Below are 14,164 nucleotides of genomic sequence, written 5' to 3' on the forward strand. Positions count from 1 at the left end.
CTTCTTCGATGTGAAATACGAAAATGCGCGCACAACTTTTGTGTGTCGTGTTTCTTATTGCCCGCTAAACTGCACGGTAAGGCACAAATCAGGTACCTGCATCATCATAGGGACGTGGCAAAACATGGCGACAATTGAAGGCGGCTTTCTGCATACGGCGGTTCTTTTCCTCGGTGCGGCCGTGGTTGCAGTACCGATCTTCAAGAAACTTCGCCTGGGTTCCGTGCTGGGTTATCTGTGCGCCGGGGCACTGATCGGGCCGTTTGGCCTTGCCCTGATTGCGGAACCGGAAGAAGTTTTGCATTTCGCCGAATTTGGCGTTGTTCTTCTGCTGTTTATTATCGGTCTTGAATTGCGCCCCCAACGCCTGTGGGCAATGAAAAGCGAGATTTTCGGGCTGGGGATGGCGCAGGTGGCCATCACCGCCACCCTTCTTTACGCCGCCCTGATTGCATTTGACTGGCCATGGCAGCAGGCGATGATTGCCGCCCTTGCCCTGTCCTTGTCCTCAACCGCGTTTGCCCTTCAAATCCTTGAAGAAAAGGGCACGCTTAACAGCGACCATGGCAACACAGCCTTTTCAATCCTGCTGTTTCAGGATCTTGCTATCGTACCACTAATTGCGCTTGTCGCGTGGCTCAGCCCGATAAGTGACGGCGACGAAGCCGGTACCGACTGGATTTATATTGCCAAAACCATCGGTGCAATTGCGTTGGTCATCGGGGCTGGGAAATATCTGCTTAATCCGTTTTTCCGCATCATCGCCCTGACCCGCGCGCAGGAAATCTTCACATCCGCAGCACTGCTGCTCGTGATTGGCGCGGCTCTTTTGATGCAGGCCGTTGGACTGTCGATGGCACTTGGCGCATTTCTGGTCGGGGTCATGTTGGCGGATTCCGAATATCGCCACCAACTTGAAACCGATATCGAACCGTTTCGCGGCATTCTGCTCGGTCTGTTTTTCATCGCGGTCGGCATGTCGGTCAACTGGCCGCTTGTCGCGGATAATATCGGGATCGTCCTGGCATCGGTTGCTGGTCTGATGGCAATCAAGGGGATCGTCGTTTATGGACTGGCACGGATATTTGGCAAATGTCACGCAACCGCATGGCGGACTGCGGTCACCATCCCGCAGGGCGGCGAATTTGCCTTTGTCCTGTTTAGTCTGGCGACATCGCTTGCGGTCATCAGCTCCACACGCGCCAACCTTCTGACCGCCATCGTCACCCTTTCGATGGCGGCCACCCCGCTTGTCGGTGCGATTGCCGAAAAACTGTCGGCCAAGCTTCGCAAGGATGATCAGCCCGATGTCGACGGCGTTGAAACCGCTGAACTGCAATCAGTGATCATTGTCGGCTTTGGTCGTTTCGGACAGATCATTTCACGTGTCATGGCAGCCCGCGGCATCAATGCCACCGCAATCGACAACGACCCGAAACGCATTCAGATGGCCAGCCTCTATGGCAACAAGGTCTATTTCGGTGATGTCCGGAGAAGTGATGTTCTTGCCACCGCCGGGGCGGCGAATGCCGATCTGATCTGTCTATGTATAAATGATCGTGACGCGACCACACAGGCCGCCAAATATATCAGCGAACTGTTTCCCAAACCGAAACTGCTGGTGCGCGTTTATGACCGCAACCATGCACTTGATCTGATGGAAATCGGGCTTGGCGTCGAACAGCTTTATCGCGAAACCTTTGATACGGGTGTTTCCATGGCACGGCACGGGCTTTCAATGCTTGAAACCGAACAGGATGTGATTGATCAGATTGCTGATGAATTTCGCCGTCGTGATATCGACATGCTGCACGCACAAGTGGCCGAAGGCCGCATTGCCGGCATGGCAAAGGTTCATGAAAGCTATCAGCTTGACCGCAATGATGCCCGCACCAACAAGGATGACCCGGCAATGTCGCGGCTGTAATTATCCGGTCCGTTAACCTTGGGCAAAAGCCCGAAGCTTGTCGCGCATCACCAGAACCGAATGCTCGTCGGTGTAATCTTCGAGGCGGTCCAAAGCCACCCATGCCAGATCATCGGATTCATCGGTGATTTTCAGCGGATCGCGCATATCGGCCTCGAACAGGAACCGCATGTCATAATGCAGATGTGCAGGCCCCTTGGCATTTTCGGGAATTTCGTGGATATCGATATCAAATATCGCTGACGACAAGGGCCGTATCCACGAAAGACCGCTTTCCTCATAGGCTTCGCGCTGAGCGACAAACAATACGTCGCGCACTCCGTCACAATGCCCGCCAAGCTGAAGCCAGCGTTTAAGCTTCCGGTGATGGGTCAGCACCACATGACTGCGTTCCGAATTCACGACAAAAGCCGATCCCGTGACATGTGACGTTACCGGATCATTTTCAAATGCCTTGGGTTCACCTGCGATAAAGTCACTGATACGCATGTGATTTTCCAGGTCACGATCAGACTGTGAGACAAAGCTGGCAAGGTCGATCTGCATGATATTCCGGTGTTTGAAATTGACGGTTTGCCGACCCTAGCCGAAGCCGCCACAACAGAACAACCGAAAACCCGGAAGCATAAAGACGAAGCCAACCTATTTCCGGACGATCCGATTTACCGCCTCGGAAATCTCCGTTCCCCCATCGGTCAGTTCAAGAATCTCCCGCCGGATTTCCGGGGTTTCGATCAATTTGGCCAGAAACTGCGCAACGTTGCCACGCTTGACAGTGCCGTAAGGGATGGCAAATCCGGCGTTCACGCGCCCGTCCTGATCTTCATGCAACAATGTTCCCGGCCGGAGGATCACCCAATCGGCATCGGATGCCACAACATCCGCATCGGCGCGTTTTTTCTCGGTCATGTAATGTTCAAACCGCGGGTTGGGGTCTTTGCCGCGCCCGGCTTCGGGGAAGGCAGAAACAAGATAAAGCCGCGAAATGCCTTCCTGCTTCATCGCGGCCACCACATGCCCCGGTCCGTCGCCGTCAATCCGCGTGGTCCGGTCAAGGCCGCTTCCTGCCGCCCCGGATGAAAAAACAACAATGTCGTGGCCCCGGATCAAAGGGGCGAGCGTTTCTGCCGTCAGTTCCATCAAGTCACCGAGAACCGGCGTAATCCCCGCATTCCTGAGGTTGTCGGCCTGTTCGGGTTTGCGATGCAGGCCCGTAACCTGATGCCCATTTGCCAGTAAAAGCGGTGCCAGACGATGCCCGATACCACCCGTGACGCCGATAATGAAAATGCGTGCCATATCCTGCCTCTATCCTTCGCATCGGAAATCGAACCTACCTGAAAACTAGTTTGCGCCCCCGTGATGTCAACAAAGCCCGGCGTCACCGCGCAGCATGCAGATGGGCATAAAATTGCCACAAGAAATTCTGGAACGTTTTGAAATCACAGCCGTTGGTGAGGTGTAACGCTCGACATCAATGAAAGGAGAGACGTTATGCCTGCGATTGATACCGCAAAGATTCTTATTCTCGCTACCGACGGTTATGAACGGTCGGAACTGCGTGTTCCGCTTGATAAGCTCTCGACCCATGGGGCAGATGTCAAAATAGCATCGCCCAAATCATCCCCGATCAAAAGCTGGGATAAAAAGGACTGGGGCGACACCGTCGATGTCGATATCGAAGTCAAAGATGTCGATATCAACGATTACGACGCGCTGGTTATCCCCGGCGGTCAGATCAACCCCGATCTTCTACGCAATGACGAGGCATCCGTCAGTCTGGTCCGTGAATTTGTCGCGTCAGGCAAACCGGTTGCAGCGATTTGCCACGGCCCATGGCTTCTGGTCGAAGCCGGTGCCCTGCGCGGGCGCGCAGCAACCTCATACAGTTCGATCAAAACCGACTTGCTAAATGCCGGTGCAGTCTGGCGCGACGAACCGGTGGTCTGCGATCAGGCCATCATCACGTCGCGCAATCCCAACGATCTTGATGCCTTTGTTTCCAAGATCGTCGAGGAAGTTAGCGAAGGCAAACACAGGCGCGCTGCCTGACAAGCCGCCTGGAAGGCAGCCTTGCCCGCCCCGCAACTGCAAACGGACGGATGGTTCCCATCCGTCCGTTTGCGTATCAGCAATCCGATCACCCTATTCAGACCCCTTATTCCGGGCACGGATCCTTGGCATTCAGAAGATTGCCGGTCGAATACCAGATATCATGCACGCCCTGGCTCAGATCAAGGCGTACCGGTGCATCTTCTCTCCCCTGAAACAGGGTGTCATAAACCTTGGCTTGCAGCGGTGAACTGCACCCCAATGGTTGGGTTGGCATCCCGGGAAAATCAAGTTCAAGCCCCGCTTCGATCTGGGTTTGCGAAAACTCATCGGGCGGCGACGGCAATGTCAGAATATTCTGAAAATCAGGATCGCGAGCGATGTAATGCGTCAGATGCGCCTCATCCCCATAGCCAAACAGGTAATAGACAAGCTCGGCCGGTTGATCGATCCCGAAATTGAAATGCCGGAAAATAACGACATCCTCGATCTCGACCGCGACATTATCCAGTAATACCGGCCCCGGCGTCCCGCCGCCTGCATTGGAATAACCGTCATAGATTGTCGCGGTAAAGCTGGTCACCCTGCCTGATTTGATATCAGGCAGGGTGAATTTGTCATCATCGACATTGATCAGGTTATAGGGCTTATCAGGATTGGCTGCGCGCAATTTACGGTACTGCGCCATCGCATCATCCGTCAGATACGCGCGCAGAACCATCTGGTACATATGCTTTTCCTGAGTAAACATCGGCATATGCAACAAAAACAGCGTTTCCGATCCAACCATAAACATACCGTGATTGCCCGGTGCATCGGCTTCGGCCCCATTACTGGTATGGCTCATTTCACCCATCGGCGGATGGGCCTTCGCCATCTCCACCAAACCAGAAAACATGGTAATGGTAACGGCAACCGCGATCATTATCGCCGGTTTCCTGAAGACAAGAGGTCCGATCATTGTGCCTGCTCCATGAATTGTTTTACCTCATCCACCAGTGACGGGTTTTTCGCCGATCCGGCATCGCGGAAAATGAATGAGAAATCCGATGCCAGCGTATCGCTGCCAGCAATCGTCGCATTGGCATGACAAAAATCGCAGGATTGATTCTGGATGTAGGTTTCCATGGTTGTATTGGCGACTTTCAGATTACCCTCGGACTCAAAGGTGCCATAGCGCAGCGGTATTGATGCATTCGCACCGGGCTCCATGACCGGGGGGCTTGGGCTGCCGTCCCACAACACATTGACCAGCTTGTAATACTGAAACACCGATTTCCCGCCGGTTTGCGATGCGATCTTTTGGGCAACACCGGCATTTAGCGTATCCATTTCGCTGGTTAGTGCCTGTTCGCGCGTAACCTGTACGGGCTGATCGCGGGGATAAAGGTCCTTGCACTGGTTCTGATCGTTACAGTCAATGCGCGGCTGATTGGGTTTGCAATCCGGTCCGGTACAATTCGGGTTGTTAAAGGAATATCCGCCAGGCGGTAAAGTTGCCTGCCCGTCGGGCACATTGTCGACCTGCTCGAAGGTTGCCCAGATCAGATCGGGGAATGTATCGGTCTTGTGAATGATATGAAGCCCGACCAAACCGACAACTTCTTGGCTGCATTCACCGGTATCAGGACGTTTCAGCCATGCAACCGATGTCAGATACCGGTCATAAATGTCGCTTTGCCCTGTCAGGACCCGCCACGCTGCCTTGATCTCGAACGCTCCAAGCGCATCCTGACCTTGCGGTTCCGTCGGTGGAACACGCAGGAACTTGCCACTTGGCAGGGACAATCCCGCCGGATGTCGACCATCAGCATTGGTTGCGACCCGCATCTGATCGGCAGCGTCATAAAGCGTATTGTTCATGATGTAATCGAACTCGGCCTTGCCGACCTTTCGTTCGAAAAACACCAGATTGCCGTTCTGATCTGTCAACCATCCGCCGGTGGCTTCCATGATCTCGTCGGACTGGGTATCACGCGTACCACTTGAAAGATGGAACCGATGGGCAGTATTAACCGCATTTTTTGAAAGCGTTGTTAAAATCTTTGCCGAACCAGCCGGATAGCCCAGCAACATCTTGTCACTTTTACATCCCGGCGGCACGGCTTGCGGCACGCCCCAATCGGTCGGCTTGGCCGCATCAGGCAGGAAGATCGCCTGCGCATCCTTGAAACTGCCCCAGACCGGTACGCTGGTTAAGGGTGAGGTCGGATTTTCCGGTACCCCCCAATTTTCCACCGAAACGTTTTGATCTGGCTCACCTGCGGCCGATGGTGTTCCCGGCCATGAACTGCTGACCGGCCAGTTCATCGCGATGAACATTTGCCACGCATAACAATTGTTACCCTGCTGGGTTGGCAGGAAAAGATTGTCACTGGTCATGAACGACCCGCTTGTCGGATCGAAAACCAGTTGATCCGGGCATTGCTGTGCCGATTGGGCTATTTCCGTCACCCGGCTGATATTGATTTCATCCGCCCTGCCAGCCGGTACATCAATCACCCAAAGAAGTCCCGCAATCGCAAGGATACAAAACCCCGCAAGCACACAGCCTGCCCCCAAATGTAATCGGTTCATCATAACGGCTCCCTCTGTCGCAAACAGCATCCGGGGCAGATCAGTCAAAACCTTGACCCCACCCCGGATGCGTCCCCCCGCCCCTGTTAATGACTTGGAATAACCGCCAAACCACTTTCCCACGGATGATCGGCATCCGATGGATTGGCCGGTTCATTCGGGTTCAGAACCCGGAGACTGACGGATCCCGGCTTTGCCGATGACGATACAGCAACATCCATAATGAAGCCCTGCGTACCGCCACCGTCGGTCTGGCCCGGAATCGCCGATGCATCCGGCAGGAACTTGGTCACTTTGGCCTTGATCCCGGGGTTGGAAAACTCAATCCGCGCGTTGCTGATCGTGGTATTTTTATCCGCTCCCTGCACGATCAGGACAAAACTGTTCACCGTTCCCGGTACCATCAATGCCGGAAGATCGGTCGGAGATTCCCCATAAAACAGATCAATCGGCACGAACTGAACCGGCCAGGGCTGCATACTGCCGCTGCTGCGGCTTGAAACGCATTTCATCGGTGACTGCAACGGTTGGTTCGGAGTCATTTGCGTTGCCGAAAGGGCAATTTTCATCTGGTTGGCGATATCGCCAATATGAGCAATCTTCTGACCATTGATCGTGCAGTCATTGATCGTGAAACCGGCACTTGGCGGAACATCAAACACCGCATGCAGTATCTGGTCCGAATTGTTCGGACCGGTTCCCACCGTGCCACGGGTGATTTTCCAATACTGGCTGATATCCTCGCCATTCGGCCCCTTCCAGTTCGAAAGGTTCTGGGGCTGCTGGATATAAAGCCCGACCGGATCGGTCAGTGAAATACGGTAACGTGCCGCAGCCCGGTTGGCGATGAAACCGATATGCGGATCGGAATTGCGATAGTTCTGACCGTATTGCGCACAACAAATCAGGCTTTGCGGATCGCGGCTGCTTAAATCCGGACGCTGAATGGTTGCCGCCGCGGCAAGGTAAATTTCAGCACTCAGCGTATTGGGGCCTGACGTCAGATGCAGCGCCCCGCCCGACTGGCCGGGAACCCGCACCGTGCCGCGGTTCCACTTGTTGGTCACGTCATAGGCCGGACGTCCGGTGGTCGGATCCATGACAGGATCGCCTTTTTTACCGGTCGGCTGATCAACCGTGTAACGCAAATAAAGGTCTTCAAGCTTGACCGCCGGATCAACATACATCTGATAAAGGCCAAGGACCGCCTCGGGATTGATCCGCCACATCGTCAGGTAATAGGCCGGGTTTTCGCAGGTAAACATGACGCTTTGCATCTTGCTGCCCGACGCATCATAGGTAATCGACCATTCACAATATTCATCAAGCCAGCCACGTGGGCCGGATGGCGAGAAATCAACGTATTCCCCGGTCCAGTCGATCTCCGGACACCGTTTGGCCGGGATTTTCAGGATCGGAGCCGAACCGCTCGGATCATAGAGCTTGTAAAGCGTGCCATCGACGGTGATCTCGCCACTATCGGCAAGGCTCATAACCTCATCCATGGTCAATGGTCGATGCAGTTGCGGGTTGTTGGATGCCTCGGGTGGGGTCAGAAAGGCGATCAAGCGGTTCGGGAACGGGGTCCAACTGATGACTGCGTCACCGGCTTCACCAAATCCCTCGGTCAGCGGGTTATAGTAATCCGCCCGTGGTGCATCATTCAGGTTCGACCACGGATCACCAATGATCGCCATCTCGGTCCAACCGGCAACATTATTGTTCCAATCGGTTTCAAAAGCCGACAGTTCGTTTTCCATACCAAGCTTTTTGTAGTCCTTGGGTGCCTGATGGGCGGGCGACGTAAATCTGGCAAAGGGTGTGCTCATTTTCGGTCTCCTGGGTCACGGTTATGATCAATGAAGCGAACAGCAGCCGCGCGGTGCCATCTGTCCAATAATCGGTTGGCGCGGATCCCCCCAAACCAGCTGGGGAATAAAGCCGGGTAGCGCTTTGTACTCGTCAGCCGTCACAACACGGCCGGTATCGAGGTGGGTCACAACAAGGGAAATTTGCGGTTTGTCTTCGGGGCGAAGATCAAGCGAATAGATGGTCGGCCCGGCATTCAGAACACGTGACACACCCTGTGTCACACAACGTCCTTTATCATCGACAAGCCCCATGCCGATCCGGCTGAACCGGCCGACATAATGCATGTTGCAGCTTGTCGCGTCGTTCGGGGTCGCGTCGGCCTGATTGATGAAAACATCGATCAGATAACTGTCATGGGTACAACGAACATCGTCAAAGACCACCCATGGGCCATCGTCCATGATCTTGGCTTCAGCACGTGTTGCGACAAACGGATCGGCGGAAACACCAGCCTCTTTTGCCATTTTTCCCGGTTTGGATGGCTTCGCCTTTACTGCCGTCGGGGATTTCTTGCGCGCCGCGTCACCTGTGAACTGCTTGGCAACAGGTTCACCATAGTCATACCCGATACGACGGCTATCCTGTGCCATTTCACCGATTGAAGTATAGCGCCAATGGTCCGCGCTGGAATAACTTACATCCGTCGCACCTGCGCCCAAAAACGGTTGAAGCGGTGTCTGGGTGGTGAATTGCGCGCCGGGATGATTGCGGATCCAGACTTCAAGCATCCGGTCGATATTGGCGTGATAGGACAGGAACAGCGGATCAAACGCGGTATAGGCATTGTCGCCCATATCAGGCCCCAACCAGCCGTGATAATTGTCGTGGGGCTGTTCATAAAGACCGTCAAAATTGACATCGCGATAAGGATACAGATTATCGGGCTGCGGCGGGTGAAACGCCGGGATATTGGCCCACGGGTAACCGGGAACTCCCTGCGGCGTGCTGAAAGTTTCGAATTCCAGCGCATCAACGACCTGCTGCTGGAAAATCCGCGCCATCGCATAAAACTTGGTGCGTTCCGCCCTGTCGGTATCACCGGATGTGTAAAATAACGGATTACGCTGGACGTATTTGCAGTCCGGTCCGCTCATCTTGCCGATCGCACACAGTTTGGAATTGCCGTCCTTGGCCGCAGCATAACGTAACGGGTTGGGGCGCTTCTTGCCGGTGCCGGGATGGATATATGCCTCGTCCAGAAACGCTTGGGGCAAGCCTGCTTCGGGGCTGCCATCGACACTGGCATCTTGTGCCATCCAGTCCCAATAGGGGATCGCAAAATCGATCAGTTCTTCCAGATACAGAAGATACGCCCGATGCCAAAGCGCAAAGGCTTCCTGATAATGCAGGCACCAGTTGGTGTGGATATAGGCAAATATCTGCCACGGTGCGCCGCGGTCCGGATTGCCAATCTGCATGATATCGTCAAGCTTGGCACGATAGGCATCAAGCTCGTCCTGACTTAACGACCGGATATCGGCCCGGATACGTTTGACCTTTTGCGGCAAATCCGGCGGCGGTATGCGGTCGGCCGGATCGAAGGGGGACGTTTGATCAACCCGCCACCCCTGATTAACCCAAAGCCGAAAGGTTTCCAGCGCATCAATCGGCCAGAATTGAGTCTGATCGGTGGTCAATGGCATGCTACGCGATGCCAGATGATTATAAATCGTCACCGACCATTCCTTGACCGAATCCACCTGATCCAGATCGATGAAATAACCGCGCATGCACCCGATCCAGCCCCGCGCCACTGCATCTCGCTCGTTAGGCGCAATCCAATAAGGCGCGATAAACAGGTTTTTAACGTCAGAATTCCATGTCGGTTTCGCTACAATCATCGCCTTCCCCGAATAACCCCATGAGTTTTATTGAAGTTTTCTCCACTTTAGGTAGTGTTAAGTTTAGCCCTTCCGTACGGAGAAATTTTGCAAAGTTGGGCGAATAGTGATGGGGTTTTTGCAATTTCAGGGGGCTATTGCAGGATTTATGGCAGATGCGATTGATCTGAAGATTTTGGCGAAGCTCCAGAAAGACTGTACGCAAAGTCTGGAATCGCTTAGCGACAGCGTCGGGCTATCCCCGACAAGCTGTTATCGACGGATCAAGAAACTCGAAAGCGACGGGGTCATTCGCGCGCGCTGCGCAATCCTTGATGAAAAGAAACTCGGCTTTCAGGTCACTGCCATGTTTCTGATAAAGCTTGAAAAAGATAGCGCCGATATCGATCAACGCATGCAGCAGATCCTCAAAAACCGGCCTGAAATCCAGCATTGCTATCTGATCGCCGGTGATTTTGATTTTGTGATGATCGCCAAATTCCGCGATGCGACGGAATATACCGATTACATCTATCACTTCCTTGAAACCTACGCCGATATCCCGATCCAGACCTATACCTCCAAACTGGTGGTCCGTACCGTCCGGCAGGACTGGGCCCTACCGCTTTAGGCGACAAAAACGCCTCTGACAAGGTCACGAGGCGCTTTTGAGTAGATGCTCAGAAAACCACGCTTGGCAACCATTGCGCCAAAGACGGCCACAACCAGATTACGAAAATGCCAAACACCTGAAGTGCTATGAACGGCACCACACCGGCATAAATCTGTCCGGTGGTGATTTCCGGAGGCGCAGCACTGCGCAGATAAAATAACGAAAACCCGAATGGCGGGGTCAGGAACGATGTCTGAAGATTGATCGCAATCAGGATCGCCAGCCACACCGGATCATGACCCATCATAATCAGTCCGGGGGCAATCAGCGGCAGCAGGATCACCGTGATTTCAACGAAATCAAGGAAGAAGCCCAGAACGAAAATCACCGCCATGCAGAAGAACAGCGCCCCCATCGGGCCACCGGGCATGGATTCAAGGATTTCCGCCACATGGTTTTCGCCGCCCAACCCGATAAATACCAGCGAAAACATGCTGGCGGTCAGGATGGTGGCAAAGATCATCGCCGTAACGGTCATCGTCGATGTCAGTGCGGATTTCAGAACGTCCGCCTTCCATGCCTGTTTCAGACACGCGGCAATCGCGGCAATGCCAGCAATCGCCAGAACGACATATACCGCACCCAGAACATAATCAAACCCGGTCAGATCATTTCGCTGAAACCGGACCGGGGCAATCCCGGCCATAACAGCAAGGATCAGAAGGGCCACAGTCCCCGCCAGGACCAGCTTCCGGTTTGCTCCCTGCCGCACACCGGCCATCAGGATCGCGCCAATCGCGCCGACCGATGCGGCCTCTGTCGGGGTGGCGACACCACCAAGGATCGCGCCCAAAACCGCAATGATCAGCAAAACCGGCGGCAGGATAGCCCGGATTACCTCGCCCATATCCGGGCGGCCATCGTCACTTTTGACCGGCGGCATATCATTTGGCCGGAAAAAACCACGCAACAGGATATAGGCAATATAAATCACCACCAGCGTCAGACCGGGGATGAGGGCCCCTGCAAAAATCTGCCCGACCGAAATGGTCTCGATGGTGAACTTGCCCTGTTCGTACTGTGCCTGCTGATAGGCCGACGACATCACATCAGACAGGATAATCAAAAGCGTAGACGGCGGAATGATCTGCCCCAGCGTCCCCGCCGTGCACACAAGCCCCGATGCCATTTTCGGGTTATAGCCAGTACGCAACATGGTCGGAAGCGCAATCATGCCCATGGCAATCACGGTTGCACCAACAATCCCCGTCGATGCCGCCAGCAACGCCCCGACCAGCACGACCGAAATGCCAAGACCACCGCGCAACTGGCCAAACACCCGGCCCATGGTATGAAGCAAGTCTTCGGCAATGCGCGATCTTTCCAGCACCACACCCATGAGGACGAAAAGCGGAATGGCAATCAGCACGTCATTGGTCAGAACACCAAACACCCGCTGGCCAAGGGCACCCATCAGCGCAATATTCATCGCGTCCGTTGCCCAACCGATAAAGGCAAAAATCACCGCCACACCAGCGATGGAAAACGACACCGGGAAACCAAGCAAAATGCAGCACATCAGGGCCGCAAACATCAATAAATCAAGGTATTCCATCAGGCGGTACGCCCCCGCAAAATGATAATTTGCCGCAGAAGACAGGCAACCGACTGAATAATCAAAAGAATACAAAAGACCGGAATCAGGGATTTAAGCAACCAGACGGCCGGAATCCCCCCCACCGAAATCGCGCCTTCCAGCATCGAAACGGAATTAACCACCGACGGCCATGACCAATACAGCAATGTCGCCATCGAGGGGATCGCAAGCACGACATAGCCAAAGGCATCAATCCTGGCCTTGGTCGTTTCATGTGCCGCAGCATAGAAAATATCGACCCGCACATGTCGATCAACCAGAAGCGTATAACCCGCGCCCAGCATGAAAAGCCCGGAATGCAGGTAAAGCACGCTTTCATTCAACGCGATCGAACTGAACCCGAAAACATAGCGCAGCAAAACCACGGCAAACTGTAAAAGAACCATCAGAAGTGCAAACCACCGCACGGTCATTCCGGTCCACTGGTTCACCTGATCCAGCGCATCAGCAAGGCGTTGCATGAAATCCCCCGCGAAACAACAAGACCGGCGCGAGCAAACCCGCGCCGGTCTTCAGTTCTATCAGAAGCCAAGGACCTTGGCGCGCGCATTCATCTGACCATTATCGGCATAGGTCATGTAGCCGCCAATAAGATCACGATAGGCAACAAAGCTCTCAGTCGTTTTGCGTGTCAGTGCATCGTCGCTTTCGCGAAGCTCGCCAATCACTTCGGCTGCGGCCTTGCCCATTGCTTCGATCACATCATCGGGCAACATGCGCACATGCACTTCCTGCTCGGCAACGAGCTGTTTCAGGGCCATCGCATGCTTGGTCTCGTACTCGGTCCAGACCTCGTTATAAAGGCTGTCACAGGCAAATTTGACCACGGCCTTAAGGTCGTCGGGAAGGTCGGCATATGCCTTGGCATTCACCGCACATTCCTCGGCCGAGGACGGCTCGCCCACACCGGGCCAATAGTAATTCTTGGCAACCTGATAGAAGCCAAGCGCACTATCGGACCACGGACCGATGAACTCGCCTGCATCAAGCGCACCGGACTGCAATGCCTGGAACATGTCACGCCCGCCCATGGCCTGAACCGCCATGCCAAGCTTGGCACACATTTCCGAGGCAAGGCCGGTAGTACGGAATTTAAGCCCCTTAAGGTCTTCGGCCGATTTGATTTCATTGCGGAACCAGCCAGCCCACTGCGGGCCAGAGTTCCCGCACAAGAACGGTTTCAGGCCAAACTGGCCATAAATTTCGTCATAAAGTTCCTGACCGCCACCATGGGTCAGCCAGCCAACCTGCTCGTCTGCACGCAGGCCAAACGGCTGCGACCCGAACAGAAGAATGCCCTTGGATTTTGATCCCCAATAAGCCGGAACCGCGTGATAAATGTCAGCAGTCCCTTCGGCAACCGCATCAAACACGCCGTTGCCCGGCACCAGTTCACCGGCAGCATGCAATTTGACCTCGATCCGGCCACCCGAAAGGGTCGTGATGCGATCAGCCAGTTTCTGTGCGGCAACACCCGGCCCAGGCAGGTTTTTGGGCCATGCGGTTACCATGTTCCATTGGCGTTTATCCTGTGCAATGGCTGGCGTTGCAAAGGTTGCCGCCATGGCGGCAGCCCCGGCACCCGCGACACTGGCAGTCAGAAATTCACGTCTTTTCATTTTATATAGCCTCCTTGATGAAGAACC

12 protein-coding genes are annotated in these 14,164 nt (G+C 54.4%); 3 read left to right on the forward strand and 9 right to left on the reverse strand.

What is annotated here, in order from left to right; all coding sequences use genetic code 11:
- Positions 1 to 124: 124 nt before the first annotated feature.
- Positions 125 to 1,927 (forward strand): monovalent cation:proton antiporter-2 (CPA2) family protein, encoded by a 1,803-nt coding sequence (locus tag ABIE64_RS05310; RefSeq protein ID WP_354376823.1) that lies wholly within the window; start codon positions 125 to 127, stop codon positions 1,925 to 1,927.
- A 12-nt stretch (positions 1,928 to 1,939) separates the two neighbouring features.
- Here the strand turns inward: ABIE64_RS05310 and ABIE64_RS05315 are convergent, their stop codons facing one another.
- Together ABIE64_RS05315 and ABIE64_RS05320 are read right to left on the reverse strand one after the other, a co-directional pair.
- A complete protein-coding gene (locus ABIE64_RS05315; protein ID WP_007088772.1) occupies positions 1,940 to 2,473 on the reverse strand; it encodes an NUDIX hydrolase in 534 nt (177 codons plus the stop codon).
- A 96-nt stretch (positions 2,474 to 2,569) separates the two neighbouring features.
- Complete coding sequence (locus ABIE64_RS05320; RefSeq protein ID WP_354376824.1) at positions 2,570 to 3,226, reverse strand: NAD(P)-dependent oxidoreductase; 657 nt, start codon at positions 3,224 to 3,226, stop codon at positions 2,570 to 2,572.
- Positions 3,227 to 3,421: 195 nt separating this feature from the next.
- On the opposite strand from ABIE64_RS05320, the gene ABIE64_RS05325 reads away from it, so the two are divergent.
- Positions 3,422 to 3,979 carry a DJ-1/PfpI/YhbO family deglycase/protease gene (locus ABIE64_RS05325; protein WP_114095086.1) on the forward strand — a complete coding sequence of 186 codons (558 nt, stop codon included), beginning with the start codon at positions 3,422 to 3,424 and terminating at the stop codon, positions 3,977 to 3,979.
- 106 nt (positions 3,980 to 4,085) lie between these two features.
- Here ABIE64_RS05325 and ABIE64_RS05330 read toward each other — a convergent pair whose 3' ends face one another.
- The 4 genes from ABIE64_RS05330 to ABIE64_RS05345 all read right to left on the reverse strand — a co-directional run bounded on the left by ABIE64_RS05330 (position 4,086) and on the right by ABIE64_RS05345 (position 10,269).
- Entirely contained in the window at positions 4,086 to 4,904 is an 819-nt protein-coding gene (locus ABIE64_RS05330) for a hypothetical protein (protein ID WP_354376825.1), read from the reverse strand.
- 32 nt (positions 4,905 to 4,936) lie between these two features.
- Positions 4,937 to 6,556, reverse strand: a complete 1,620-nt coding sequence (locus ABIE64_RS05335) for a hypothetical protein (RefSeq protein WP_354376826.1) — start codon at positions 6,554 to 6,556, stop codon at positions 4,937 to 4,939.
- Positions 6,557 to 6,642: 86 nt separating this feature from the next.
- Complete coding sequence (locus ABIE64_RS05340; RefSeq protein WP_354376827.1) at positions 6,643 to 8,385, reverse strand: DUF8225 domain-containing protein; 1,743 nt, start codon at positions 8,383 to 8,385, stop codon at positions 6,643 to 6,645.
- A 27-nt stretch (positions 8,386 to 8,412) separates the two neighbouring features.
- Positions 8,413 to 10,269: a tyrosinase family protein gene (locus ABIE64_RS05345; RefSeq protein WP_354376828.1), complete on the reverse strand. Its 1,857-nt coding sequence runs from the start codon at positions 10,267 to 10,269 to the stop codon at positions 8,413 to 8,415.
- A gap of 109 nt (positions 10,270 to 10,378) precedes the next feature.
- Here ABIE64_RS05345 and ABIE64_RS05350 point away from each other — a divergent pair, with 109 nt between their 5' ends.
- Entirely contained in the window at positions 10,379 to 10,879 is a 501-nt protein-coding gene (locus ABIE64_RS05350) for an Lrp/AsnC family transcriptional regulator (protein ID WP_196871093.1), read from the forward strand.
- 49 nt (positions 10,880 to 10,928) lie between these two features.
- Here ABIE64_RS05350 and ABIE64_RS05355 read toward each other — a convergent pair whose 3' ends face one another.
- Genes ABIE64_RS05355 through ABIE64_RS05365 form a run of 3 tightly spaced genes read right to left on the reverse strand, consistent with a single transcriptional unit; the run spans position 10,929 to position 14,137 of the window.
- Entirely contained in the window at positions 10,929 to 12,476 is a 1,548-nt protein-coding gene (locus ABIE64_RS05355; protein WP_354376829.1) for a TRAP transporter large permease, read from the reverse strand.
- Positions 12,476 to 12,979 (reverse strand): TRAP transporter small permease subunit, encoded by a 504-nt coding sequence (locus ABIE64_RS05360; RefSeq protein ID WP_354376830.1) that lies wholly within the window; start codon positions 12,977 to 12,979, stop codon positions 12,476 to 12,478. The genes ABIE64_RS05355 and ABIE64_RS05360 overlap by 1 nt, the downstream gene beginning before the upstream one ends.
- A gap of 60 nt (positions 12,980 to 13,039) precedes the next feature.
- Positions 13,040 to 14,137, reverse strand: coding sequence for a TRAP transporter substrate-binding protein (locus ABIE64_RS05365; RefSeq protein ID WP_354376831.1), 1,098 nt, complete (start codon positions 14,135 to 14,137; stop codon positions 13,040 to 13,042).
- Positions 14,138 to 14,164 lie beyond the last annotated feature (27 nt).

Origin of the sequence: Thalassospira sp. MBR-102, from assembly GCF_040549275.1 — a bacterium.
GTDB classification, from domain to species: Bacteria; Pseudomonadota; Alphaproteobacteria; order Rhodospirillales; family Thalassospiraceae; genus Thalassospira; species Thalassospira xiamenensis.

Excerpts from the sequence above, each read along its gene's own strand:
- ABIE64_RS05310 (WP_354376823.1), top strand. The coding sequence starts at position 125 with ATGGCGACAATTGAAGGCGGCTTTCTGCATACGGCGGTTCTTTTCCTC.
- ABIE64_RS05315 (WP_007088772.1), bottom strand. The coding sequence starts at position 2,473 with ATGCAGATCGACCTTGCCAGCTTTGTCTCACAGTCTGATCGTGACCTG.
- ABIE64_RS05320 (WP_354376824.1), bottom strand. The coding sequence starts at position 3,226 with ATGGCACGCATTTTCATTATCGGCGTCACGGGTGGTATCGGGCATCGT.
- ABIE64_RS05325 (WP_114095086.1), top strand. The coding sequence starts at position 3,422 with ATGCCTGCGATTGATACCGCAAAGATTCTTATTCTCGCTACCGACGGT.
- ABIE64_RS05330 (WP_354376825.1), bottom strand. The coding sequence starts at position 4,904 with ATGATCGCGGTTGCCGTTACCATTACCATGTTTTCTGGTTTGGTGGAG.
- ABIE64_RS05335 (WP_354376826.1), bottom strand. The coding sequence starts at position 6,556 with ATGAACCGATTACATTTGGGGGCAGGCTGTGTGCTTGCGGGGTTTTGT.
- ABIE64_RS05340 (WP_354376827.1), bottom strand. The coding sequence starts at position 8,385 with ATGAGCACACCCTTTGCCAGATTTACGTCGCCCGCCCATCAGGCACCC.
- ABIE64_RS05345 (WP_354376828.1), bottom strand. The coding sequence starts at position 10,269 with ATGATTGTAGCGAAACCGACATGGAATTCTGACGTTAAAAACCTGTTT.
- ABIE64_RS05350 (WP_196871093.1), top strand. The coding sequence starts at position 10,379 with ATGGGGTTTTTGCAATTTCAGGGGGCTATTGCAGGATTTATGGCAGAT.
- ABIE64_RS05355 (WP_354376829.1), bottom strand. The coding sequence starts at position 12,476 with ATGGAATACCTTGATTTATTGATGTTTGCGGCCCTGATGTGCTGCATT.
- ABIE64_RS05360 (WP_354376830.1), bottom strand. The coding sequence starts at position 12,979 with ATGCAACGCCTTGCTGATGCGCTGGATCAGGTGAACCAGTGGACCGGA.
- ABIE64_RS05365 (WP_354376831.1), bottom strand. The coding sequence starts at position 14,137 with ATGAAAAGACGTGAATTTCTGACTGCCAGTGTCGCGGGTGCCGGGGCT.